The organism is Mycobacterium sp. 012931, from assembly GCF_000419295.1.
GTDB classification, from domain to species: domain Bacteria; phylum Actinomycetota; class Actinomycetes; order Mycobacteriales; family Mycobacteriaceae; genus Mycobacterium; species Mycobacterium marinum.
The window spans coordinates 4,345,476-4,368,139 of the sequence record NZ_AOPX01000001.1; the positions used below are offsets into that span (position 1 = coordinate 4,345,476).

21 protein-coding genes, 4 tRNA genes and 4 pseudogenes are annotated in these 22,664 nt (G+C 66.5%); 18 read left to right on the forward strand and 11 right to left on the reverse strand.

Annotated features, from left to right (window positions below; translation table 11 throughout):
* Nucleotide 1: 1 nt before the first annotated feature.
* On the reverse strand, nt 2–1,639 hold the full coding sequence (locus MMSP_RS19030; RefSeq protein ID WP_020787943.1) for an acyl-CoA synthetase: 1,638 nt from the start codon (nt 1,637–1,639) through the stop codon (nt 2–4).
* A gap of 231 nt (nt 1,640–1,870) precedes the next feature.
* Between MMSP_RS19030 and MMSP_RS19035 the strand changes: the two genes are divergently transcribed.
* The gene (locus MMSP_RS19035; RefSeq protein WP_012393838.1) at nt 1,871–2,527 is read left to right on the forward strand and encodes a DedA family protein; all 657 of its coding nucleotides are present in this window, start codon (nt 1,871–1,873) and stop codon (nt 2,525–2,527) included.
* Between the two features lie 10 nt (nt 2,528–2,537).
* Here the strand turns inward: MMSP_RS19035 and MMSP_RS19040 are convergent, their stop codons facing one another.
* Complete coding sequence (locus MMSP_RS19040; RefSeq protein WP_020787944.1) at nt 2,538–3,143, reverse strand: TetR/AcrR family transcriptional regulator; 606 nt, start codon at nt 3,141–3,143, stop codon at nt 2,538–2,540.
* A 152-nt stretch (nt 3,144–3,295) separates the two neighbouring features.
* On the opposite strand from MMSP_RS19040, the gene MMSP_RS19045 reads away from it, so the two are divergent.
* A complete protein-coding gene (locus MMSP_RS19045) occupies nt 3,296–3,736 on the forward strand; it encodes an anti-sigma factor antagonist (RefSeq protein WP_036426723.1) in 441 nt (146 codons plus the stop codon).
* Between the two features lie 19 nt (nt 3,737–3,755).
* Here MMSP_RS19045 and MMSP_RS19050 read toward each other — a convergent pair whose 3' ends face one another.
* The 3 genes from MMSP_RS19050 to MMSP_RS19060 all read right to left on the reverse strand — a co-directional run bounded on the left by MMSP_RS19050 (nt 3,756) and on the right by MMSP_RS19060 (nt 5,493).
* Nucleotides 3,756–4,703 (reverse strand): catalase family peroxidase, encoded by a 948-nt coding sequence (locus MMSP_RS19050; protein WP_015355359.1) that lies wholly within the window; start codon nt 4,701–4,703, stop codon nt 3,756–3,758.
* Nucleotides 4,704–4,745: 42 nt separating this feature from the next.
* On the reverse strand, nt 4,746–5,036 hold the full coding sequence (locus MMSP_RS19055; RefSeq protein ID WP_012393834.1) for a hypothetical protein: 291 nt from the start codon (nt 5,034–5,036) through the stop codon (nt 4,746–4,748).
* A gap of 97 nt (nt 5,037–5,133) precedes the next feature.
* Complete coding sequence (locus tag MMSP_RS19060) at nt 5,134–5,493, reverse strand: Rv2640c family ArsR-like transcriptional regulator (RefSeq protein WP_011741093.1); 360 nt, start codon at nt 5,491–5,493, stop codon at nt 5,134–5,136.
* A 101-nt stretch (nt 5,494–5,594) separates the two neighbouring features.
* Here MMSP_RS19060 and MMSP_RS19065 point away from each other — a divergent pair, with 101 nt between their 5' ends.
* From MMSP_RS19065 to MMSP_RS19090, 5 genes and pseudogenes are all read left to right on the forward strand, one after another.
* Complete coding sequence (locus MMSP_RS19065; RefSeq protein WP_020787946.1) at nt 5,595–6,065, forward strand: ArsI/CadI family heavy metal resistance metalloenzyme; 471 nt, start codon at nt 5,595–5,597, stop codon at nt 6,063–6,065.
* 79 nt (nt 6,066–6,144) lie between these two features.
* The gene (locus MMSP_RS19070) at nt 6,145–6,522 is read left to right on the forward strand and encodes a metalloregulator ArsR/SmtB family transcription factor (RefSeq protein WP_011741095.1); all 378 of its coding nucleotides are present in this window, start codon (nt 6,145–6,147) and stop codon (nt 6,520–6,522) included.
* Nucleotides 6,519–8,040, forward strand: a pseudogene (arsB, locus tag MMSP_RS19075) (ACR3 family arsenite efflux transporter). Before MMSP_RS19070 ends, arsB begins: the two are co-directional and overlap by 4 nt.
* A gap of 127 nt (nt 8,041–8,167) precedes the next feature.
* Nucleotides 8,168–8,983, forward strand: coding sequence for a hypothetical protein (locus MMSP_RS19085; protein ID WP_020787949.1), 816 nt, complete (start codon nt 8,168–8,170; stop codon nt 8,981–8,983).
* 575 nt (nt 8,984–9,558) lie between these two features.
* Nucleotides 9,559–10,323: pseudogene (locus MMSP_RS19090) on the forward strand (PE family protein); the annotation flags it as partial.
* Nucleotides 10,324–10,429: 106 nt separating this feature from the next.
* Here the strand turns inward: MMSP_RS19090 and MMSP_RS19095 are convergent.
* A tRNA-Val gene (locus tag MMSP_RS19095) sits at nt 10,430–10,501 on the reverse strand.
* 170 nt (nt 10,502–10,671) lie between these two features.
* On the opposite strand from MMSP_RS19095, the gene MMSP_RS19100 reads away from it, so the two are divergent.
* The 4 genes and pseudogenes from MMSP_RS19100 to MMSP_RS19115 all read left to right on the forward strand — a co-directional run.
* Nucleotides 10,672–10,744, forward strand: a tRNA-Gly gene (locus MMSP_RS19100).
* A 29-nt stretch (nt 10,745–10,773) separates the two neighbouring features.
* A tRNA-Cys gene (locus MMSP_RS19105) sits at nt 10,774–10,847 on the forward strand.
* Between the two features lie 15 nt (nt 10,848–10,862).
* A tRNA-Val gene (locus MMSP_RS19110) sits at nt 10,863–10,937 on the forward strand.
* 130 nt (nt 10,938–11,067) lie between these two features.
* Nucleotides 11,068–12,225 (forward strand): annotated as a pseudogene (locus MMSP_RS19115) (APC family permease); the annotation flags it as partial.
* 138 nt (nt 12,226–12,363) lie between these two features.
* On the opposite strand, the pseudogene MMSP_RS27635 reads toward MMSP_RS19115, so the two are convergent.
* From MMSP_RS27635 to MMSP_RS19130, 4 genes and pseudogenes are all read right to left on the reverse strand, one after another.
* A pseudogene (locus MMSP_RS27635) lies at nt 12,364–14,030 on the reverse strand (tetratricopeptide repeat protein).
* 90 nt (nt 14,031–14,120) lie between these two features.
* Complete coding sequence (locus tag MMSP_RS19125) at nt 14,121–14,783, reverse strand: alpha/beta fold hydrolase (protein ID WP_235065795.1); 663 nt, start codon at nt 14,781–14,783, stop codon at nt 14,121–14,123.
* The gene (locus tag MMSP_RS28845) at nt 14,719–15,006 is read right to left on the reverse strand and encodes a hypothetical protein (RefSeq protein ID WP_235065796.1); all 288 of its coding nucleotides are present in this window, start codon (nt 15,004–15,006) and stop codon (nt 14,719–14,721) included. The genes MMSP_RS19125 and MMSP_RS28845 overlap by 65 nt, the downstream gene beginning before the upstream one ends.
* A gap of 53 nt (nt 15,007–15,059) precedes the next feature.
* Complete coding sequence (locus MMSP_RS19130; protein ID WP_036427420.1) at nt 15,060–15,383, reverse strand: DUF732 domain-containing protein; 324 nt, start codon at nt 15,381–15,383, stop codon at nt 15,060–15,062.
* Nucleotides 15,384–15,491: 108 nt separating this feature from the next.
* On the opposite strand from MMSP_RS19130, the gene MMSP_RS19135 reads away from it, so the two are divergent.
* The 3 genes from MMSP_RS19135 to MMSP_RS19145 all read left to right on the forward strand — a co-directional run bounded on the left by MMSP_RS19135 (nt 15,492) and on the right by MMSP_RS19145 (nt 17,379).
* Nucleotides 15,492–16,235, forward strand: coding sequence for a Clp protease N-terminal domain-containing protein (locus MMSP_RS19135; RefSeq protein WP_015355352.1), 744 nt, complete (start codon nt 15,492–15,494; stop codon nt 16,233–16,235).
* A 78-nt stretch (nt 16,236–16,313) separates the two neighbouring features.
* The gene (locus tag MMSP_RS19140) at nt 16,314–16,874 is read left to right on the forward strand and encodes a hypothetical protein (RefSeq protein ID WP_020787955.1); all 561 of its coding nucleotides are present in this window, start codon (nt 16,314–16,316) and stop codon (nt 16,872–16,874) included.
* Between the two features lies 1 nt (nt 16,875).
* Nucleotides 16,876–17,379, forward strand: coding sequence for an N-acetyltransferase (locus tag MMSP_RS19145; RefSeq protein WP_223161269.1), 504 nt, complete (start codon nt 16,876–16,878; stop codon nt 17,377–17,379).
* Here MMSP_RS19145 and zapE read toward each other — a convergent pair.
* Entirely contained in the window at nt 17,357–18,469 is a 1,113-nt protein-coding gene (gene zapE / locus MMSP_RS19150; RefSeq protein WP_015355349.1) for a cell division protein ZapE, read from the reverse strand. The two genes, MMSP_RS19145 and zapE, sit on opposite strands and share 23 nt — an antisense overlap.
* A 21-nt stretch (nt 18,470–18,490) precedes the next feature.
* Between zapE and MMSP_RS19155 the strand changes: the two genes are divergently transcribed.
* The 4 genes from MMSP_RS19155 to msrB are packed head-to-tail and all read left to right on the forward strand — an operon-like array spanning nt 18,491 to nt 22,660.
* Nucleotides 18,491–19,273, forward strand: a complete 783-nt coding sequence (locus tag MMSP_RS19155; RefSeq protein ID WP_012393821.1) for a pyrimidine reductase family protein — start codon at nt 18,491–18,493, stop codon at nt 19,271–19,273.
* Nucleotides 19,274–19,303: 30 nt separating this feature from the next.
* Entirely contained in the window at nt 19,304–20,893 is a 1,590-nt protein-coding gene (locus MMSP_RS19160) for an alpha/beta hydrolase (RefSeq protein ID WP_085979809.1), read from the forward strand.
* 19 nt (nt 20,894–20,912) lie between these two features.
* Nucleotides 20,913–22,223, forward strand: a complete 1,311-nt coding sequence (gene aftC / locus MMSP_RS19165; protein WP_020787956.1) for an arabinofuranan 3-O-arabinosyltransferase — start codon at nt 20,913–20,915, stop codon at nt 22,221–22,223.
* Nucleotides 22,220–22,660 (forward strand): peptide-methionine (R)-S-oxide reductase MsrB, encoded by a 441-nt coding sequence (gene msrB, locus MMSP_RS19170; protein WP_020787957.1) that lies wholly within the window; start codon nt 22,220–22,222, stop codon nt 22,658–22,660. The genes aftC and msrB overlap by 4 nt, the downstream gene beginning before the upstream one ends.
* The last annotated feature ends 4 nt before the right edge of the window (nt 22,661–22,664 follow it).

Here is a 22,664-nt window from a genome sequence, read left to right on the forward strand (position 1 = left end):
CTCAATCTTGCGGGGCGACGGTAGCTTTGGCCCACCGGTAATCCGGCTTGCCGGCCGGCGAACGTTGCACCTTGGGGCAGAAGACAATCTCCTTCGGCAGCTTGTAGCGGGCGATGTGTCGCGCGGCCTCCCCGATGATGCTGTCGGGGTCGGGGGCCGCGCCCTCGGCCAGCTGCACGATCGCGACGACTTCGTTTCCCCAGCGCGGGCTGGGCCGCCCCGTCACCACGACGTCATAGACGGCAGGATGCTCGGCGATCGCGGCCTCCACCTCCTCGACAAAGATCTTCTCGCCACCGGAATTGATGGTGACCGAATCCCGGCCCAGCAGCTCGATCGTGCCGTCGGCGTCCCAGCGCGCCCGGTCGCCGGGAACCGAATGCCGGATTCCTTCGATGACGGGAAAGGTCCGCGCGGTCTTGGCTTTGGCACCGAGGTAGCCCAGCGGTATCACGCCCTGCTGGGCAAGCCAGCCGATCTCGCTGTCCCCCGGCGTGAGGATTCTGGTCAAATCCTCGCTGACCACCACCGCACCCGGGATCGGGTCGAAGCGTCCGCTTGCGGGAAGCACCCGACTGGACACCTGGACCATTTGTGATCCCGATTCTGATGACCCGCCCGCGTCCAGGATCGTCAACTGCGGCAACAGATCGACGAAACGCTGCTTGACCCCGGCGCTGAGCGCGGCGCCACCCGAAATCAGCACCGACAGGGCGGACAGGTCGTAGTCGCCGGACTCGAGTTCGTCGAGCAATGGCCGGCCGAAGGCGTCGCCGACAATCGACAGCGACATCACCCGTTCCCGAGCGGCCATCGCCCACGCCGCGGCTGGATCGAAGCGGGTGGCCATTTGCGGCATCACAAACGGCCGGCCGCCGCACAGGCTGATGAACGCCGCCCACTGCGCAGCGCCGTGCATGAGCGGAGCGACCGTCATCGAGCCCGGTCCTCCTTGCCGGGATCGCTCGACGATGTCGTCGAGCCCGGTCACCAGCTCGCCGGTGCCGAACGTTCGCCCACCCATCGAGTTCATAAAGATGTCGTGCTGACGCCACAGCACCGCCTTCGGCATCCCGGTGGTGCCGCCGGTGTAGAGCATGTACAGGTCGTCTGGCGACAACTCGACGTCTAGCGGCTCGTCGGATACCGACGCCAGTAGCTCCTCATAGCGCACCGCGCCGGGCAGCGGATCATTTCCGGACTCATCGTCCACGTGGATCAGCTGCGGTTCACCGCCGGCCTTCTCCAACGTCTCGGCCAACGTCGGACCGAACCGAGCGTGGCAGATGACCGCATCCGCGCCGGCATTGCGCAGCAGGTACGCGAGTTCGTCAGCAACGTAGCGATAGTTGATGTTGAACGGGGCGACCCGCGCCTGGTACGCGCCGACCATCCCTTCGAGGAACTCGTTGCAGTTGGTCATATACAGGCCGAGGTGACTTTGACCCGACTCGTAGGGCGCCAATTGCGACCGTTCCCGGCTGGCGCCGAAACCCCACTGGTGCAGCGCCCGAGCCAAGCGGCGGGCACGCCGTTCGGTTTGAGCGAAGGTGAATCGCCGATCCCCGTAGACGATGCAGTCTCGGTCCGGGTTGGCAGCGGCCACCGCCGAGAATACCTGGGCGATGTTGTATTCCACCGGCTCTCCTCAGCTCGTTCAAGCCAACGTCTGGGCCCCTAGCAACGCTATAACGCCGACCCCGATCTGCATGGCGAGTTGCGGCTGAACTTGGCGCCAGTTGCGCGAATTCGCCGAACCGCCGGCGAGTCGACCGTAATTGGCTGGATGCGACCGAGGCGCGGACGCGCCGATACATTGCTCGGCTGCGTTTCGGACGCACATCTCGCGTCCGTCAGGCATCCTTTAGCCATGGATGTGGAAGCCCTGCTGCACACGATTCCGCCACTAGCGGTCTACATCCTGGTCGGCGCCGTCGTCGGGGTCGAGAGCCTGGGCATTCCCCTTCCCGGGGAGATCGTGTTGGTCAGCGCCGCCCTCCTGTCATCGCATCACGAGCTGGCCGTGAATCCGGTCGGGGTTGGGGCGGCGGCCGTGATCGGCGCGGTGATCGGCGACTCGATCGGTTACACGATCGGACGCCGGTTCGGCATGCCGCTGTTCGACCGGCTCGGGCGGCGTTTTCCCAAGCACTTCGGCCCGGGGCACGTCGCGCTCGCCGAACGGTTGTTCAGTCGCTGGGGCTCTCGGGCGGTCTTCTTCGGTCGTTTTATCGCGCTGCTACGGATCCTGGCCGGCCCGCTGGCCGGTGCCCTGAAGATGCACTACCCGCGATTTCTGACCGCCAACGTGTCCGGGGCGATCTGCTGGGCGGGCGGTACCACCGCGCTGGTGTACTACGCAGGCATGGCGGCCGAACACTGGCTGCAGCGGTTCTCCTGGGTCGGGCTGGTGATCGCCGTCGTGGGCGGCCTCATCGCGGCGATCCTGCTGCGCGAACGCACCGCCCGGGCCATCGCCGAATTGGAGGAAGAACACCACCGCAAGGCGCAGACCGCCGAGGCTTGACCTGGCCTGACTAGCAGGCCGCCGCACCGGCCGCGCGGTGCTGTTCGATGAGCACCTGGGCCATGCGCTGGGCGCGGCGGGCCGAATCCGGGTCACCCACCGCTGCCAAGATAATGGCGCCCTTCATCAGGATGTGCCAGGACCAGGCAAAATCCTCGACGTCGTGCAGCCCTGCGGCCACCGCTCGTTCACGCACGATGCCGCGGACGTGGTCGATGTGGCCGATGCACGCCCGCCCGGCGGGGTGATCGGCCCTCAGTTCGAGCAACACGTTGATGAATGAGCAGCCTTCGTAGCCGTCGCGGCTTTGGAACCACTCGTGCAGGACGTCGAAGATCGCCAGCAACTGTTCCTCGAGCGTGTTGCCGCGCGCCCGTGACTTCTGCTCGATCAGACCGAAAGTCCAGAGTTCTTCGCGACGCTGCAGCACCGCCAGCACCAGGTCGTCCTTCGTGGCGAAGTGCCGATAGAGCGTGGCTCTGGCCACCCCGGCACGATCGATTACCTCATCGGTGCCGACGGTCCGGATGCCCCGCCGACTGAACAGATCGTATGCGGCCCCCAAAATGCGCTCGCGAGCCGACACAGCCGGCGTGGTGGCCTCCGGGATTGCCATAGCGAGGATTAACCATACTCTCAGGCCGAAGAGGTAGACAGACCACCCTGTCTTGTTATACAAATGAGATTCGAGCGACGAAAGTCTGTCTTCAGACGCGCAGGACGGGCATCCATCGCGGCGTTACGACGCCAGTCGATTAGGGGCGCACCATGAGCGTGGATATCGCAGAACCCTTTACCCCTCACCCAATGCTCAGCATCCGGCTGCTCCGCGAGTTGGGCGACCCGTACAGCACACTGCGGGCCGCCACCGACTTCCGCAGCACCGCGGTGTTGATCCACGCGGGCGGCGAGGTGGACGCGGCCAACGAACACACCTGGCGCCAGCTGATCGCCGAGACGGCCGCCAGTGCCCCGTCGCCGGGATTGTTCGTCGTCGACGTGAGCGGCCTTGATTTCATGGGCTGCTGCGCGTTCGAGGTTCTGGCCGAGCAGGCCGGCCGATGTCGCGCCCGCGGCGTCGAGCTGCGCATCGCCAGTGCCGCCCACACCCGCGTGACTCGCATCGTGGCGGCGTGCGGGCTCAGCGACGCACTGCCCGTCTACCGGTCGGTGGACGCCGCCCTAGCGTTGCCCGCCCCATCGGATTGAGCACCCGGCCCCGTTGGGTTCAAGCGGGGTCAGGCGGGGCCTGCGGGCCGCGATCCACACCGGTACGCAACTTGACCGACGCCGAGTACGCGAGTGTGCGAAAGCGAAGCACCGGGTCATCAGAGGCTTCGATGCCGTCGGTCACCCGCATCGGGTCGAACACGACGATATCGCCGTCGTGTTCGCGTTCGGTGTCAACGCCAGTGACGTCAAGGGTGCCGACGGTGACCATCTCCGAACCCTGCCAAGGCACCGACGGATCGACGATCGAATCCCCCGGGCCGGCGATTTGGACGCGAAAATAGAACCGCACCGGCCCGGCGGCGAGGCGGGTTTGCAGTTCGTCGGTGAGGAAGTCGGCGCCCTGGTTGCGGGCCGCCAGCGGCGACAGGAATTTCTCCCCGACCGCGGGAATCATGTGGTAGCGAACGAATCTCGCACTGCCGTCAGCGGCTACCCAGCGAAAAGCGTGCAGCCCGTGATATTCGCAGGTGGCGTAACTGGCCGGAATTCTGTTCGCCGCGCCCAGGATCGGCAGCGCGGCCAGCACGCGCGGGTGGGTGACCAGATACTTCGCAATGCGCGCCGGGGTGGTCAGGCTCGGCCGCAGCGCTTTGAGCAGATCTACGAACCCCTCCGGCGTGCTCGAGGTGAACAGCCGCGCGGTCTGCATCGACACATCGGTGGTGGACTTGTCGGGCAGTGTGAATTTCACTGCCATGCCGCGCACTCCGGGCGCGCCGTCGCGCTGGGTGGGCTTGCCCGATCCATTGGAAAACCGGATCAGCGCCGCGACGGTGGCGCCGTCGAAGTGTTTGGCGCGAGAAAGCCCGGCCGCCTCGGGGGTCGCGGTGAACGTGCCGCGATACAGGGTTCCCTTGGCGTGCAACGCCCGGTAACCGGGACACGCTCCCCCGGTCCCCCGGATCGCTTCGATCGCCTCGTCAGGAGTGACTGAACCGCCCATTGGCGAATCCTAAGTCCTGCCGTCGCCCCGCCGGGGCGGTGGCTACAGGTACGGGACCGTCGCGGTTGCGTACATCTGGGCGGGGTCGGCGAGCAATTCGTTGTATTTGTTCTGCAGCGTCGCGATGGAGTCCCCCACGGGTTTGTCGCAATAGCGGCAGTGCGCTTTGAACTGGCCCTGCCCGTCTTCGTCCGGCCAGAATCGGCGTGGCCCGACCTGTGCACCGGGGTCGAATTGGACCGACTGATGCGCGGCCTCTTTGAGGATCCTGCCCACCGGATGACCTTGCGGGCATTCGAGTTTCAACACGCCCAGCCCGTCGGAAAAGCTCATCGTCTGCCATCCTCCGTGTTGTTTTGGACAACCTGCCAAGGCTGACGGTATGCCATCGCGCCGGGTAGCGCCTCGCCGTGCGGCGACCGCGGCCGGCTCAGGTGCAGCAGTCGGGACTGAGCACCGCGCACAACGCCTGCAGGGCCTCGGTGTGCACTCGGTGAAAGACGTGCATGCCGCGCCGCTCGGAGACCACCAGGCCCGCCTTGCGCAGCTGGGTCAGGTGATGGCTGACGGTGCCATCGCTGAGGTTGAGCGCGGTGGCGAGGGTGCCACTGATCTCCTCCCCGGCCGGGGAACCGAAGAGCAGCGACATGATCTTGACCCGCGCCGGGTCCGCCAGGGCCTTGAGCCGCAGGGCCACCGCCAAGGCGTCGTCGTCGCCGATCGGTCCGGCGGCCACCGGGGCACAGCAAACGGGTGCGGAGATGTCGATCACGGGCAGGGCCTTGGGCACAAGTTCACTCTGCCAGATACCTTGACATATATCAAAAAAGTGACGACACTGGGCAGCGGCGCCACTTTGATATATGTCTAACCAGCCGGAGGTTTCACCCGATGTCCCGTGTTCAGCTTGCCCTCAATGTCGATGACCTTGACGCGGCAATCACGTTCTATTCCAAGCTGTTTAACGCCGAACCGGCCAAACGCAAACCCGGATACGCCAACTTTGCGGTGGCCGATCCCCCACTGAAGCTGGTGCTGCTGGAAAACCCCGGCGCTGGCGGCACCCTCAACCATCTCGGCGTGGAAGTCGGCGATAGCGACACCGTGCATGCCGAGATCGCCCGCTTGGCCGAGACCGGAATGTTCACCGAGGAAGAGATGGGCACGACGTGTTGTTTTGCCACCCAAAACAAGGTGTGGATGACCGGCCCCGGCGGTGAGCGCTGGGAGGTATACACCGTGCTGGCCGACTCCGAAACCTTCGGCACCAGTCCGCAACACCCCGCCGACCAGGAGAGCGACGCGGCCGAGGCGGGTGGGTGCTGCGGCGCGCAGACCGCGGCCGCGACATCCTGCTGCTAGGTGATGACCCGAGGCGGGTGGGGCGGCTGGGCCGAGCGCCCCACTTGCCATCGGATTCGATATCCATCAATATCGATGCATGTCGAATCGTGTCGAAATGGATGCGCCGTGCTGTGTGACAGCGCCGCTGCTGCGTGAGCCGCTCGAGGCCAGCTCAGCGGTCGAAATGGCGGCCCGATTCAAGGCATTGGCCGATCCGGTGCGGTTGCAGCTGCTGAGCTCGGTAGCAAGTCATGCCGGAGGCGAAGCCTGCGTCTGTGACATCTCCGCCGGAGTCGAGGTGGGCCAGCCCACGATTTCCCACCATCTCAAGGTGCTGCGGGACGCGGGTTTGCTCACTTCACAACGGCGCGCCTCGTGGGTGTACTACGCCGTGGTCCCGGAAGCACTCAACGCGCTGTCGCGGCTGTTGAGCGTTCACGCGGGCAGCGCAACCGAGCTGGAGACATCGGCATGACCGGCACCGTCGACCACCAGCCCGCGCCCGCGGTGGTGGGCAAGCTTTCCACCCTGGACCGGTTCTTGCCGGTATGGATCGGGCTGGCGATGGCCGCCGGGTTGCTGCTCGGGCGCTGGATTCCAGGCCTGAACACGGCATTGGAAAAGGTTCAGGTCGACGGGATCTCGCTCCCGATCGCCCTTGGCCTGCTGATCATGATGTATCCGGTACTGGCCAAGGTGCGCTACGACCGCCTCGATAGCGTCACCGGCGATCGCAAGCTGTTGATCAGTTCCCTGCTGCTGAATTGGGTGGCCGGCCCGGCGCTGATGTTCGCACTGGCCTGGCTGCTGCTGCCGGATCTGCCGGAGTACCGAACCGGCCTGATCATCGTCGGACTGGCCCGCTGCATCGCCATGGTGATCATCTGGAACGACCTGGCCCGCGGGGATCGCGAGGCGGCCGCGGTGCTGGTCGCGCTGAACTCGATTTTCCAGGTGGCGATGTTCGCGGTGCTGGGCTGGTTCTACCTGTCGGTACTTCCGGGTTGGCTGCATCTGACACAGACCACCATCTCCACCTCGCCGTGGCAGATCGCCAAATCGGTGCTGATCTTCCTTGGTATCCCGCTGCTGGCCGGATACCTGTCCCGGCGGTTGGGCGAGCGGGCGAAAGGCCGCGGCTGGCATGAATCCCGGTTTCTGCCCAAGGTCGGGCCGTGGGCGCTCTATGGCCTGCTGTTCACCATCGTGATCCTGTTTGCGCTGCAAGGCGATCAGATCACCAATCGCCCCCAGGATGTCGCGCGCATCGCGCTGCCGCTACTGGTCTACTTCGCCGTCATGTGGGGCGGCGGCTACCTGCTGGGCGCGGCGCTGCACCTGGGCTACCAACGCACCACGACCATGGCGTTCACCGCCGCGGGCAACAACTTCGAACTGGCCATCGCCGTGGCCATCGCCACCTACGGCGCAACCTCGGGTCAGGCGCTGGCCGGAGTCGTCGGCCCGCTGATCGAAGTGCCGGTTCTGGTGGGACTGGTCTATGTGTCCCTGGCGCTGCGCAACCGCTACTACGGTCCGGCCCCACCGGCGCAAGCACGACATGATCAAGCCCAGCGTCTTGTTCGTCTGCGTACACAACGCCGGACGTTCGCAGATGGCCGCCGGATGGCTGCGCCACCTCGCCGGTGATCGCATCGAAGTTCGCTCGGCCGGTACCGAGCCCGCTGACCGCATCAATCCCGTCGCGGTAGCAGCGATGGCCGAACTGGGCATCGACATCACCGCCAACACACCCGAGGTGCTCACCGGGGCGTGGGTACAGACCAGCGACGTCGTCATCACCATGGGCTGCGGCGACGCCTGCCCGTACTTCCCCGGCGTCAGCTACCGCGACTGGACCCTGGCCGACCCGGCCGGCCAGCCCCTCGACGTCGTGCGGCCGATCCGGGACGACATCGGCGAACGAGTGCGAGCCCTGATCGCCGAGTTGCTCAACGAGCATCCCGATACCGCGCAGATTTGCCGGGGATAGCCATTTCGGCCTCTTCCGAGGCGAGGTTTGCTAGGTTTTGTCGGGATCGTTACTGCCGGTGCGAAATCGCCCGCCGAGGAGACCTGTCAAATGAGCCAGCTCACGAGCCAGCCCGCCGGCGATCCATATGCGTGAGGCCGGTACTACTCCCGGGCCGGGGCAAATACTGCGGGTCGCCGTTCCCAGCTTCCTGTTGTTGTTCCTCGTCGCCTGTGGCGGGTCCGGACGGGTGAGCCACCCGGCGGCTCATGGCTCGTCGTCAGCGCAGGAAACCACCACTGCGCCAGAATTGAGCGCCGAACCGTTGCCCTTCAATGCCGGCGGCCTGCTTGCCGGTTCGGCGCACCCCAGCTTCCCCGAGGGGGAGCCGAACAAGATGTCCGTCGTTCAAGTCGGTCCGCTGACCGTGCATGAGGGCGGATCAGCCAAGCTCCCGTTTGCCTTCCGCAACAACACGAGCGAGACGATCTCATTCATCGACTGGACGGGGCTGGTCCGCAGTGAGGGCACCGTCATCAAGACCGGCAGCAGCCAGGGCACGATCCCCGCGCGGGTGAAGTCCGGCGAGGTGGGCCTTGCGTTCATCTACTTCGACGACAGGACGCCACCTCCACCCCCGGATGCCAAGTACGAGTTCTCGGTGAACAGCACCACCACCGATGCGGACCTGTCCGGCACGGCACTGCTCAAGGCCACCGAGGCCAACATGACGCCGTATTCCATCGTCGGAGCGGCCATCAACAACACCGGGAAATCCGTCGAGGGCCCATTCTCCGTCGCGGCCTACTGCTTTGACGGCAACAATTTGCTTAGCGAAGCGGACGCATTTGCTGAGCCGGATGATTTCGTCGCCGCCGGCAACCAGGTCACCTTCACCGTGGACCTCTTCGGCGCCGACTGCCCGACGTTTACCGTCGGGGTCAGCGGGTACTTCGCGGCCTGACCGGGGTCCGCTGCCGCGGCCTTGCCGTGCCCCAGGGGTAGCCAGGTGCCGCGGCGCACCTACCGGGCGGCCCCGGAGCCCAGGGCTCCGGCGTTCCCTGGCCCTGCCCCGGAGCCGGGATCGAACGGAATTTGTTTGCCGAATCGGCATGCCATTGACCAGCGTTACCCCCTGGCCCGCAAGGCTTTTAGCCGTTAACTCAGCAACAGCAGACGTCAACACGTAGTGCTTGTGATCGCACACGAACCCTGGCTGATCAGCAAACAAACACCTGAGGCACCGAGACGCGGCCGACGCGCCGCTAAGCAGGCAGATAGATCAATCGCACCCGAGCGGAGTCGCAGCTAGCAAAGTTTGCTATCCGAATAATTGGAATGGCATTCCACAATAGGAATTTCCGTTCTCGACGGTCACGAATTGCGGCAATGTACCGGCTCATCAAATGGCGGTTAAATACTCTGCAGATACCATCAAAACCCTGAATTCGCGAATGGTCGTGCCTAACATTGACGGCTGCGACTATTCGCCAACGAAACAGTGCCCCTCTGGCACGGCCAGGGGCTGGGAGGACACCGATGTCGTATGTGATCGCGGCCCCGGAAATGCTGGCGGGCGCAGCCACGGACCTGGCCGGCATCGGCACTGCACTGCAGAGTGCCAACGGCGCCGCTGCGGCCCCGATCACCGGCGTGCTGGCCGCCGGCGCCGACGAAATCTCCGCGGCGGTGGCCGCACTGTTTTCCGGCCACGCCCTGGACTACCAGGCCCTGAGCACCCAGATGGCCGGGTTCCACCAGCAGTTCGTCACAGCCCTCAACAGCGCCGGGGCCTCCTATGCGGCCGCCGAGGCGGCCAGCGCCAACCCGCTGCAAGCTATCGAACAACAACTGCTCGGGGTGATCAACGCGCCCACCCAAGCCCTGTTGGGGCGGCCCCTGATCGGTGACGGCACCGCGGGCGCGCCCGGGCAGAACGGCGGCGACGGCGGACTTCTGTGGGGCAACGGCGGGGCGGGTGGCGTCGGGACCGCCGCGCATCCCACCGGCGGCAGCGGCGGATCGGCCGGACTCCGCGGGCGGCGACGGCGGCGCCGGCGCTGGTGGCGGAACCAGTGGGTTCCTGTACGGCAACGGCGGAGCCGGCGGTCGGGCGGGTATGGCGGCGGTGGGCCAGGCATGGGCGGTGATGGCGGGGACGGCGGCGACGGCGGCAGGGCCCAGCTGATCGGCACCGGTGGCAACGGCGGAGCGGGCGGCACCGCCGCCCCTGGCGGGACCGACGGGACCGCTGGCGCCGCCGGCAAAGGTGGAGTGCTGTTCGGAACCGACGGGGCAACCGGGTAACCACCACCGACCGCTGCCCGACGGCCGCTCGCGGCGCCTACGCCGGTGCTTGACTGCGAGTTCGCATCGGGCATGGGTGAAGAAAACCCATAAACAAACCTTGTGGTCCCGGCTGGGATCGAACCAGCGACCTTCCGCGTGTGAAGCGGACGCTCTCCCACTGAGCCACGGGACCGGCGCCGAACGGCAACGAGGAGGAAGACTAGCACGATCCACGGCGTCAATGAACGCGCCGTCTGAGCCGGCGACCACCAAAGCGCCCCAAAGGACCTCGCGATTTGTGCCCGTCCGCTCAAGTGGACTAGTGTCTTGCTTCGCACCGGACGACGATCTCGCCCGTTGCGCGCGGATGTAGCGCAGTTGGTAGCGCATCACCTTGCCAAGGTGAGGGTCGCGGGTTCGAATCCCGTCATCCGCTCGAAGGTGCAAGTGGCATCAATCCCCAGCGGTGGAGTGGCCGAGTGGTGAGGCAACGGCCTGCAAAGCCGTGCACACGGGTTCGATTCCCGTCTCCACCTCCAGATTTGATCTCCCCAGCGCGATTAGCTCAGCGGGAGAGCGCTTCCCTGACACGGAAGAGGTCACTGGTTCAATCCCAGTATCGCGCACCAGAGTCAGCGCAGTTCGCAGGTGCTACTTAGCACTGCTCATCAATTCTCGTGGTCGAATTCGGCTACACCGTCGCCTACCGTTCGAACCGCAGAGACGGTCGTCTCCGCTGCGGAGGTGTACGTAGTACTCATGTCTGAAGGGCCACAGCGGCGGGCCGAGGCCGCGCCGGCAACTCTTGCGGCATCGGCGCTACGGCCACGCAACGTGCTGGCGATCGCGGTCTCCGCGATTTCCCCGACGACGTCGGTGTTCTTGATCTACGGCGACGGGCTGCAGATCGCCGGAACCGGCGTCGTGTGGGCGTTTGTCATTGGCTCCGCCATCGCGGTGTGTATGGCGCTGTGTTACGCCGAGGTCGGCTCGGTCTTTCCCTCCGCCGGCGGCGCCTACACGATCGTGCGCCGCGCCATCAGCCCCGTAGCGGGTGGCGTCACCAGCGTGCTGTTCCTGCTGCTCGGAGTGGTCTCGACGGCCGCCATCCTGGTCGCCGCGGCGACGTATCTGTCGTCGCTGATCGGCGCCGCCGTACCGGTGCAGTGGCTGGCGCTGGGGATGATGGCGCTCATCACGGCGCTATCGATCGGGAAGATCGCCCCGGCCAGCTGGGTTGTCGCCGCCATGCTGGCCCTCGAACTGGCCGTGATCATCGTCTTCACCGTCGTGGCCTTCGCGCACGCTTCCGCGGTTACCAAGCCGTTCACCCAGCCGGTGACGGCCGGGCCCGGCGGCGCCCTCGTTGGTGTCGGCATCGCCGGTATTTTCGCTGCGGTCGGTCCGGCGCTGTTTGCCTTCAATGGCTACGACTGGCCGCTGTATTTCTCCGAGGAGACGGCGGGATCACGACGCGCGATTCCGCACGCCGTGGTCTTGTCCGCGGTCCTGGCCGTCGTGGTCGAGTGCGTCGCGGTGATCGCCGCGACCCTGGCCATCCGCGACATTCCCGCCGCCATCACCGATGGTTCTGCGGTCGAGTTTCTTGCCCGCCAAATAATGATGGGTCCGGCCGGCGCGACGGTTTTGGTCGCCGGCGTGGTGGTGGCGATGTTCGATACCGGCCTGACGGCAAACCTCGGGTATGCGCGCGTCTACTACGCCGCGGCCAGGGATGGAATGCTGCCGCGACGGCTGCAACCTCTGTTCGGTCGACTGTCAGCCCGGTCGCGGGTCCCGGTGCACGGATTCCTCTTCCTCTTCCTCGGCAACGGCCTGCTGTGCGTCTTCATGTCGCTGCCCAAGCTCATCACGTTCACCGGCGTGGTCATCGCCATCGTGTATCTGCTGGTGGCGTTGTCGGCGATCGTCTGTCGTGTTCGGGACCGCGACTTGGTGCGGCCCTTTCGGATGCCGCTGTGGCCGCTGCCGCCGCGGCCCTGGGTTATCGGATACCCCGGCGAAGGTTGCCCGCGCGCCCGGGCGGCGACCCCGTCACTGGTCGCAGCACGCCGTAACTCGGCATGCACACGAGGCGCGGATCGGCACGTCGGCACGGGCGGCGGCCAGCGCGAGCTGCTGGCCGATGATGGCGGCCTCAGCGGTTCGACCGAGCCGCTGCAGGCACTCGTGATACCCGTGCAGGCTCCAAACGTTTCCGGGATGCTGACACGGCCGGGCCAGGGTGGGGTCCAGTCCCAGGTCGGCGGCATACACCGCGGCCGCCTCCTCGACATGGCCCTGTTCGAGCAGCAGCGCCCCATACGCATGCCGGGTGGGCTGCATCCAGCCCCAGGGCTCGTCGTAGGGCAGCGTGTCATCGAGTGTCACCGCGCGCCGTAGGTGCGCGAAGGCCTCGTCGAAACGCCCGTCGCGGTAGGCGATCTCACCGTCGAGCATGGCGGCGGCCACCGCGAGGATGTCGCGGCTGGTGTTGTTGAACAGGTACCGCGACTCCGGCACCCGCGCGCAGGCCTCGACGAACGCGGCGCGCTCGGCATGGGCCTGAGCGAGTTGGCCGGTGGCCGCCAGGGCGACACCACGGCCATAGTGAATCGTGGCCGTCGTGGTGCAGTAGAGGTCCCGGTCGCATGGCAGTGGTTGTGCGATCAGCTCCTGCCATCTGCCGAACCGCACCAGCACGTGGGTCCGTAGCGGCACGAACGCCTCGAGCCAGTCGGCCATCGGCGGAGATTCGATCGATAGCAGCTCGGCCCCCAGCTGGCCGGCCAGCTCGTCGGCAGCCCGCAGCGCGATCTGCGATTGCCCTTCGAACATCGCCGAGTACACGATGAAGTGCAGGTCGTGCGCGCGGTAGAGCGAGTAGAAGTTCAGCGGGCCCTCGCGACTGACGAACCGCCGATCCGCCCGCACCGCGGCAAGATTGGCCAGCACCGAGCTGCGGTAGTCGCCGCACAACACGTCGATATGGCTAGGCATGTGCTGCAGATGCCCGGCGTCGGGCACCAAGCCGCGCAACAGGTCGGCCGCCGGCAGGGCAACCTCGGGGGTCGCCGACATCTCCATGCGTGCAGGTACAGGTGCAGGATTCCCGGATGGGCCCGGCCCGCGGGGGTGGCCAGTGCCTGGTCCAGGAGGCGCTTGGCCTCGAGCACCCGCGAGCCGGCGGCCGGCTCCCCGGTCGCCGTGTCCCACAGGGCCCAGGCGGTGACGTTGAGCAGCGCGTCGGCGGCCAGGGCCTGCACGTCGACATCGGCCGGATAGGCGGCGGCCAGCTCTGCCATTGCGTCGGCGTAGGCGCCCAGGCCGGCGCGCAGCGCCTCCGCGTCGTCGGGGTCGTCGGTCGGGAAGCGGGCTTGCAGCGCCGCGACCAGGCCTTGGTCGACCGGACTGGCCCGTCCCTGGGCGGCCAGGGACAGCTCCATGCGTGCGCGGGCCAGTGACGTGGTCATATCGACGGGGTCGAACGCCACCCACGGCTTGTTGTAGTTCGGGCCCACCGCGTAGGCGATCCCCCACCGCGCAATGGCCAGGCCGGGATCAAGGTCCAGCGCCCGTTCAAAGCAGCGGATCGACTCTTCGTGATTGAACGCGTACGCCCACACCATCGCCCGGTCGAACCAGACCTGCGCCTGGGCGGAGGGGGTCTGGACGGGCCGGTGGTAGCTGCCGAGGTCGAAGTATTGCTCGCCGGCGGTCATCGCCACACCCCCGCCGCGTGGCCCCGCATCATCACCGCTGCGCCGCAAAGGATTCGACGACTTCGGCCAGCTCGTCGACCGCCTCCCAGTTCAGCAGGTGTCCCGCGCCGGGCACGGTGACCAGCCGGGCACCCGGGATTCCGGCGGCCAGCCGGTGCGAGTGGCTGGGCGGGGTGGTGCGATCCGAGGATCGCCTACCATCACCACCGCCGGCACCGAGATCTCGGCCAGCCGTGGATAGCGATCCTCGCGCGAGAACGCCCGCACGATGGGTAGGTGCGGTCCGTGCCGGTCGAGATGTTGATGGAACCACTCGAGGAATACCGAGATCATCGCCGGTGACGGACGCGCCCCGCACTGTGCCGCCCCGAACAGCACCGCGATGGTCCTGCTGCGCAGCAGCCGTTGCAGGATCCCGCGTTCCAGCAGCGGGATCTGTAGGCGGTTCTGCGGAGCCCCGTCCAGCACCCGGCCCGCCCAGGTGGCGAACAGCACCACCGCGCGCAGCCGCTGCGCCAGGGCGCCATGGTCGAGCAGGGCGCGGATGCTGACGAAGCCCCCCATCGAATGTCCGACCAGCACGCCGTCGCGGATGTCGAAGTGTTGCAGCACCGCGGCAAGATCGTCGGCCATGGGCTCCGATCCGATTCCCTCGGCGCCCAGTGTCGACCGGCCATGGCCGCGCTGATCAAAGGCAATCACCCGCAGGCCCGGGCCAGCAGTTCGTCCCGGTGAGGCTGGCGCAGTAGCCATGGACCAAAATCACCGGCGTCCCCCGGCCTGCCACCAACGCATGCAGCACGGCCCCGTCGGGGCGGGTGATCGCGACCCGCTCACCTTGTGGTTCGGCCAGCAACCGTTCCCTGGGAAACGGGTCGGGATTGCGCTCGATTCGGCGGGCCAGGGCCCGGGCACCACCCCAGCCGACCAGACCGCTGGCACCGGCTAGGGCCGCGGCGGCCAGCGTCGGTCTCATCCGTCCAGCTTGCCTGATTTGCCCGGCTCAGAGCACGCAATGGCCTAGCGGGCTCAGCCGGGAGGGTTTGCGCCGTGGCCGGAAAGGATCGCGGGGCAATAGGCATTGGCCGCGATCGCGGTGAACTTGGCTGCGCCATCTTCTTGGAGCCCGGAATTGGAGCTCTGTACCTGCTTGACAACGTCGACCGTCTGAGTCCCGTTGTTCACTTGCTGACATATCCATTTGGCGGCCGCGATCGCTCGTGCCGCGTCCGGATAGGTGATGCCGGCCTTTCCCGGCGCAACCAGGAATGCGTCATCGTTGGCATCGGCGTGTGCGGGTGCGGCCAGGCCGACCATGACGGCCAACCCTGTCACCCCAACCAAGAGCTTCATATCCCCCTGATGGTCCCAGACCGGCGCCATCCCTGCATCCCGGAGAACACGCCAAGATCGTCAACCTAGCGTTGACGAAACCGCTATCGTCAACCTATCGTTGACGACGTGGCCGATCCGACCAAAATCACCTATCCCGTCCGCCTCGACGAACTGATCGACGCGATCAAACAGGTCCACACCAACGCGCTGGACCAGCTGACCGACGCGGTCCTGGCCGCCGAACACCTCGGCGAGATCGCCGACCATCTGATCGGACACTTCGTCGACCAGGCGCGTCGTTCCGGAGCCTCATGGACCGACATCGGCAAGAGCATGGGAGTGACCAAACAGGCCGCGCAGAAGCGATTCGTCCCCCGAGCCGAAGCCACCACGCTGGACCCGGAGCAAGGCTTCGGACGCTTCACGCCGCGCGCTCGCAGCGCGGTGGTCGCCGCCCAGAACGCCGCCCACCAAGGCGCCAACGACGAGATCACCCCCGACCACCTGCTGCTGGGAGTGCTGGCCGACCCCGCCGCGCTGGCCACCGCGCTGCTGCGGATGCAAGCGATCGACACCGAGGCCCTGCGCGCGTCGGTGCGCCTACCCGCGGCCACCGGCGAAACCCCCGCCCTCATCCCGTTCAGCGGACCGGCGCGCAAGGTGCTGGAACTGACCTTCCGTGAGGCCCTTCGGCTCGGCCACAACTACATCGGCACCGAGCACATGCTGCTCGCGCTGCTCGAACTCGAGGACGGAGCCGGACCGCTACACCGATCCGGTGTCGAGAAGTCACGTGCGGAGGCCGATCTGAGCAGCGCGCTCGAGTCATTGACCGGCCACGGACCGGACGGCCGCCCCGGCAAGTCCTGAAGACTCAACCCCTCCCCTTCGCATTGCCGCATGTGTAATCATGCGAAGGTCCCAGAACAGGGCGCCGAGGAGGCAAACATGCACCGCTGGCCGAAGGTTGTTCGCTCCGCCCTCGTCGTTCTCGTGGCCCCCGTCTTTGCCGTCTTGCTCGCCGCCGGTGCCGGGGTGCTGGCATTGAACTCGGCCGCTCCCCGCGCCTGGGCCGGCGATGCGCCGATCGGACACATCGGTGACACGCTTCGAGTCGATACCGGCACCTATGTCGCCGACGTCACCGTGAGCAACGTGGTACCGGTCGATCCGCCGCCGGGATTCGGCTACACCCGCACCGGCGTGCCGGTGAAGAGCTTCCCCGGCAGCTCGGTGAACCGCGCCGACGTGACGGTCCGTGCGGTCCGGGTGCCCAATTCCTTCATCATGGCCACCAATTTCAGCTTCGACGGCGTCACCCAATTCGCCGACGCCTACAAGCCGCGCCCCTGCGACGCACCGGATTGGCTGGACGCCGCACTGGGCAACGCACCACAAGGCTCGATCGTGCGCGGCGGGGTGTACTGGGACGCCTATCGCGATCCGGTCTCCGTCGTCGTGCTGCTGGACCGCAAGACCGGCCAGCACCTCGCACAGTGGAACCTCTGAACTGAACGTCCAGATCGCCGCGGCGGGCCCCGTCGACGCCGCCGAGTTGGGTGCGGTGGCCGCGCGCACCTTCCCGCTGGCTTGTCCGCCCTCGGCACCGGCCGAACACGTCGCGTCGTTCATCGAGACCAACTTGTCGGGCGACCGGTTCGCCGAATATCTCAACGATCCGCAGCGCACCATTCTTGCCGCTCGCGCTGGCGGCCGAATTGTGGGCTACGCCATGCTTGTTCGCGCCGATACCGACGACTGCGATGTCGAGTTGTCCAAGCTGTACCTATTGCCCGACCAGCACGGCACCGGAACCGCCAAGGCGCTGATGGACAATGCGCTCACTACCGCCCAAGACTGGGGAGCCCGCCGGGTATGGCTCGGGGTGAACCAGGAAAACCAACGGGCACAACGCTTCTACGCCAAACGCGGGTTCACGGTGAGTGGCACCAGAACATTTCAGTTGGGCCCCCACCAAGAGAACGACTACATCATGGTTCGCGAGCTTCGCTGACCGGGGCCGTCAAAGCCAACAGTCGCGAGGTGGCACGTAGATACTTCTTGCGGTAACCGCCCGCCAGCATCTCCTCACTGAAAATGGTGTCCAGCTTGGCCCCGGATGCCACCACCGGGACGCCGGCGTCATAGAGCCGATCGGTGAGCGCCACCAGCCGCAGCGCAACATGTTGGTCCTCGATGGGGTGCACACCGGTCAGAAACACCGCGCTCACACCGTCGATCAGGGTCAGATACCGCGATGGATGCATGGTAGCCAGGTGGGCACACAGGGCGTCGAAGTCATCGAGGGTCGCGCCGCGCACCGTCGCAGCGCGCTGGGCGACCTGATCATCGGACAACGGCTGCGGCGCCGGCGGCAGGCCACGGTGGCGATAGTCCGGCCCCTCGATCCGCACCGTGGTGAAAATACTTGCCAGCGTGTTGATCTCGCGCAGAAAGTCCTGGGCGGCAAAGCGCCCCTCGCCCAGCTGTTCGGGCAGCGTATTGGAGGTGGCGGCCACCGACACGCCCCGCTGCACCAACGCCGAGAGCATCCGGGAGATCAGCGTGGTGTTACCGGGGTCATCAAGCTCGAACTCGTCGATGCACACGGCCGTGTGGTTGGCCAGCAGGTCGATGCATTCGGCGAAGCCGAAAACGCCCGCCAACTGGGTCAGCTCACCAAAGGTCGCGAACGCCTTGGGCTGTTCGGGTGCGTCCGGCCCCAAGCCGGGCAGCTGGTAGTAGGACGAGGCCAGCAAGTGCGTCTTGCCCACACCGAATCCGCCATCGAGGTACAGCCCGACCCCGGGCAACACCTCACGCCTGCCCAACAGCTTCTTGCGGCCAGCCCGGCGCTGCACCGCCTCCTGGCAGAAGTCCCGGCAGGCCACCAGGGCGGCGGCCTGGGTCGGTTCCGCGGGATCCGGCCGATACGTCGAGAAGCTCACCTCGGCGAAGGTTGGGGGCGGGCGCAATTGGGCAATCAGCCGCTCTGGCGACACCGACGGATGACGGTCCACCAGATGCGCCACCCCTCCCCAAGCACCCGCAGAAGTGGACCCGTGCATGCTGGCACTGTAGCGGCGTGTTGCAATCAACTTCATAGCCGACGTGGAGGTCTGCCCATGCCTGACCCAACCTCAGGCCGGTCCGCCGATGCACAGCTGACGCTGCTCGGAACCGACCGCCAACTCACCGACGAGGACCTGCCCGAGTTCTACGGCTATCCGGCGAAGCTGAGCGGCACCTGGTTGCGGGCCAATTTCATCACCAGCCTCGACGGCGGCGCGACCGTCGGGGGCACCAGCGGCGGCCTAGCGGGGCCGGGCGACCGAGCCGTGTTTGTCCTGCTGCGTGAGCTGGCCGACGTCATCCTGGTCGGCGCGGGCACGGTGCGCATCGAGGGCTACTCCGGCGCGCAACTGGGCGTCGCGGAACGCCAGCAGCGGCAGGCCCGCGGACAAAGCGAAGTCCCGCAACTGGCGATCGCCACCAACTCCGGTCAGCTGGACCGGGATCTGCCCGTGTTCACCCGCACCGAGGTACCACCGCTGGTTCTGACCGCCGCGGCGGCCGTCTACGACACCCGCCGGAGGCTGACCGGCCTCGCCGAAGTGGTCGACTGCTCCGGCAAGGACCCCCACCGGGTCGACGAGGGCCTGCTGCTGGCCAGACTCGCCGGGCGGGGCATGCGCCGCATCCTCACCGAGGGCGGGCCAACGCTGTTCGGATCGCTGATCGAGCAGGATCTGCTCGACGAGTTGTGTCTGACCATCGCCCCCGTTGTGGTGGGTGGTCTGCCCCGGCGCATTGCGTCCGGCCCGGGCCAGCTGCAAACCCGGATGCACTGCGCTCACGTCATCACCGACGATGCCGGGTACCTCTACACCCGCTACGTTCGAGCCTGAACTGCACGTCGCGCAGCATCGCTGAGCGGAGTGGTTAGTGTTGTCGGCATGAGTCGGCGCCTCCCGTCCACCCCGATTCTCGTCGCGGTGGCCTTCTCGGTGACCACAGTGCTGGCTGCCTGCGTTCCGGTACTGGGCGCTGACCCGCGCTTTGCCACCAACACCGGCGCGCGCCCGCAGGGCGCCGCCACCACCACACCACCGCCCAGCGGCCCGCCGCCGATCGCCGCGCCCAAGAACGATCTGTCCTGGACCGACTGCACCTCACAGGTCTATTCCGATGCCGGCGTTCAGGGCGCCCCCGGCACCCGGCTGGAGTGCGCGACCTTCGACAACGACCTGGATCCGGTCAACGGCGGATCCGGGTCGGTCAGTATCGGCGTGGTGCGCGCCCGCTCCGGCCAGACGCCACGCGACGCCGGCCCGCTGGTCTTCACCACCGGCTCCGATCTGCCGTCGTCGACTCAGTTGCCGGTCTGGCTGTCTCATGCCGGCGCCGACGTGCTGCGCACCCACCCGATCGTTGCCATCGACCGCCGCGGGATGGGCATGTCGAGCCCGATCGACTGCCGGGACCACTACGAGCGCACCGAGATGCGTGATCAGTCGCAGTTCCAAACCGGCGATGACCCGGTGGCCAACCTTTCGACGATCTCCAACGAAGCCACCACCGATTGCACCGACGCCATCGCCCCCGGCGCATCCGCCTACGACAACGGACACGCCGCATCCGACATCGAGCGGCTGCGCAATCTGTGGGATGTGCCGGCACTGGCGCTGGTCGGCATCGGCAACGGCGCCCAGGTGGCCCTCACCTACGCCGGATCACGACCCGACAAGGTCGCCCGGCTGATCCTCGACTCCCCGGTGGCTTTGGGGGTCAGCGCCGAAGCCGCCGCTGAACAACAGGTCAAGGGTCAGCAAGCGGCGCTGGATGCGTTCGCCGCACAGTGTGTCGCGGTGCACTGCGCGCTCGGATCCGATCCCAAGGGCGCCGTCGCCGCACTGCTGAACGACGCCCGTTCCGACAACGGCCCCGGCGGCGAGTCGGTGGCCTCGATCGCCACCGCCATCACCACCGCCCTGGGCTTTCCCACCGGGGACCGCATCCGCACCACGACCAACCTGGCGGACGCGCTGGTGGCCGCCCGCGCGGGTGACATGAACCAGCTGTCCAACCTGATCAACCGGGCCGATGCCCTGCAGCACACCGACGGCCAGTTCGTCAGCTCGTGCAGCGACGCGGTGAATCGCCCCACCCCGGACCGGGTTCGCGAACTGGTGGTCGCCTGGGGCAAGCTCTATCCACAATTCGGCACGGTCGCCGCACTCAACCTGGTCAAGTGCGTGCACTGGCCCAGCGGCTCGACAACCGATGCCCCCAAGAGCCTCAAGGTCAACGTTCTGTTGCTGGGGGTGCAAAACGACCCGATCGTGGGCAACGAAGGCGTCGCCCAGACCGCGGCCACGATCATCAACGCCAACGCCGCCAGCAAGCGAGTGATGTGGCAGGGCATCGGACACGGTGCCAGCATCTATTCGTCCTGCGCGGTACCACCGCTGATCGGCTATCTCAACGACGGCAAACTGCCGGGCACCGACACCTACTGTCCCGCCTGAAACCGGCTCGACCGCCCCGGTGTACGGTGCGCTGGTGACCGCGGCTGACTCGACCCGAACCGGCTTGCGTGAATGCATGCAAGCCGCATTCCGCCCCCGTACCGGCCCACCGAGCGCGTCGGCGATATTGCGCTCGGTGCTGTGGCCGGCGGCCATTTTGTCCGTACTGCATCGCGCCATCGTGCTGACGACCAACGGGAACATCACTGACGACTTCAAGCCGGTGTATCGGGCGGTGCTCAACTTCCGCCGCGGCTGGGACATCTATAACGAGCATTTCGACTACGTCGACCCGCACTATCTCTACCCGCCGGGCGGCACGCTGCTGATGGCCCCGTTCGGGTACCTGCCCTTCGCGCCGTCGCGCTACCTGTTCATCTCGATCAACACCGCGGCCATTCTGCTGGCGGCGTACCTGTTGCTGCGGCTGTTCAACTTCACGCTGACCTCGGTCGCCGCCCCCGCCCTGGTATTGGCCATGTTCACCACCGAGACCGTGACCAACACCCTGGTCTTCACCAACATCAACGGCTGCATTCTGCTGCTCGAGGTGCTGTTCCTGCGGTGGCTGTTGGACGGCCGGGTCAGTCATCAATGGTGGGCCGGGATAGCTATCGGATTCACGCTGGTGCTCAAACCACTACTCGGCCCGCTGCTGCTGCTGCCCCTGCTCAACCGCCAGTGGCGCACGCTGGTGACCGCCATCGTGATCCCCATCGTCATCAACCTGGCCGCCCTGCCGCTGATCAATCATCCGATGGACTTCTTCACGCGGACATTGCCCTACATCCTGGGCACCCGCGACTACTTCAACAGTTCGATCCAGGGCAATGGCATCTACTTCGGCCTGCCGACCTGGTTGATCCTGTTCCTGCGGCTGCTGTTCACCGCAATCGCGATCGCCAGCTTGTGGCTGCTGTACCGCTACTACCGCACCCGCGATCCCCTGTTCTGGTTCACCGCATCCTCGGGTATGCTGCTGCTGTGGTCGTGGCTGGCGATGTCGCTGGCCCAGGGCTACTACTCGATGATGCTGTTCCCGTTCCTGATGACGATCACGCTGCGTAACTCGGTGATCCGGAACTGGCCGGCGTGGCTGGGGATCTACGGCTTCATGACGCTGGATCGCTGGCTGCTGTTCAACTGGATGAGGTGGGGCCGCGCCCTCGAGTATCTGAAGATCACCTACGGGTGGTCGCTGCTGTTGATCGTGACGTTCACCGTGCTGTATTTCCGCTACCTCGACGCCAAGGCCGAAGACCGGTTGGACAGCGGGATCGATCCGGCGTGGCTGACGGCCGAGCGAGAGCGCGCTAGCGTGGACGCATGACCTCCTCCGACGCCGGCTCGCAGCGTCCGAAACTGCAACTCAGCGAAGACGAGTGGCGCAAGAGGCTCAGCCAGCGGGAGTACGACGTGCTGCGTCTGGCCGACACCGAACGGCCGTTCACCGGCGAGTACACCGACACCAAGACGCAGGGCATCTACCAATGCCGGGCCTGTGGCGCGGAGTTGTTCCGCAGTACCGAGAAGTTCGAATCCCATTGCGGCTGGCCGTCATTCTTTGACCCGTCGGCCAGCGAAGCGGTGATCCTGCGTCCCGACCACTCACTGGGCCAGCTGCGTACCGAGGTGCTATGCGCGAACTGCCACAGCCACCTGGGCCATGTGTTCGCCGGCGAGGGGTATCCGACACCGACGGATCTGCGTTACTGCATCAACTCGATCTCGCTGCGCCTGGTTCCCACGGACTCAGCAGCGCAATAGCAGG

Bases quoted from the DNA above. Each gene is read 5' to 3' on its own strand.
- MMSP_RS19085 (WP_020787949.1), top strand. From the start codon at position 8,168: ATGCGTGAGGCCGGTACTACTCCCGGGCCGGGGCAAATACTGCGGGTC.
- MMSP_RS19050 (WP_015355359.1), bottom strand. From the start codon at position 4,703: ATGGGCGGTTCAGTCACTCCTGACGAGGCGATCGAAGCGATCCGGGGG.
- MMSP_RS28845 (WP_235065796.1), bottom strand. From the start codon at position 15,006: ATGAGACCGACGCTGGCCGCCGCGGCCCTAGCCGGTGCCAGCGGTCTG.
- MMSP_RS19040 (WP_020787944.1), bottom strand. From the start codon at position 3,143: ATGGCAATCCCGGAGGCCACCACGCCGGCTGTGTCGGCTCGCGAGCGC.
- zapE (WP_015355349.1), bottom strand. From the start codon at position 18,469: ATGAAGTTGATTGCAACACGCCGCTACAGTGCCAGCATGCACGGGTCC.
- MMSP_RS19055 (WP_012393834.1), bottom strand. From the start codon at position 5,036: ATGAGCTTTTCCGACGGGCTGGGCGTGTTGAAACTCGAATGCCCGCAA.
- MMSP_RS19065 (WP_020787946.1), top strand. From the start codon at position 5,595: ATGTCCCGTGTTCAGCTTGCCCTCAATGTCGATGACCTTGACGCGGCA.
- msrB (WP_020787957.1), top strand. From the start codon at position 22,220: ATGACCTCCTCCGACGCCGGCTCGCAGCGTCCGAAACTGCAACTCAGC.
- MMSP_RS19155 (WP_012393821.1), top strand. From the start codon at position 18,491: ATGCCTGACCCAACCTCAGGCCGGTCCGCCGATGCACAGCTGACGCTG.
- MMSP_RS19045 (WP_036426723.1), top strand. From the start codon at position 3,296: ATGAGCGTGGATATCGCAGAACCCTTTACCCCTCACCCAATGCTCAGC.
- MMSP_RS19140 (WP_020787955.1), top strand. From the start codon at position 16,314: ATGCACCGCTGGCCGAAGGTTGTTCGCTCCGCCCTCGTCGTTCTCGTG.
- MMSP_RS19070 (WP_011741095.1), top strand. From the start codon at position 6,145: ATGTCGAATCGTGTCGAAATGGATGCGCCGTGCTGTGTGACAGCGCCG.
- MMSP_RS19035 (WP_012393838.1), top strand. From the start codon at position 1,871: ATGGATGTGGAAGCCCTGCTGCACACGATTCCGCCACTAGCGGTCTAC.
- MMSP_RS19125 (WP_235065795.1), bottom strand. From the start codon at position 14,783: ATGGCTACTGCGCCAGCCTCACCGGGACGAACTGCTGGCCCGGGCCTG.
- MMSP_RS19130 (WP_036427420.1), bottom strand. From the start codon at position 15,383: ATGAAGCTCTTGGTTGGGGTGACAGGGTTGGCCGTCATGGTCGGCCTG.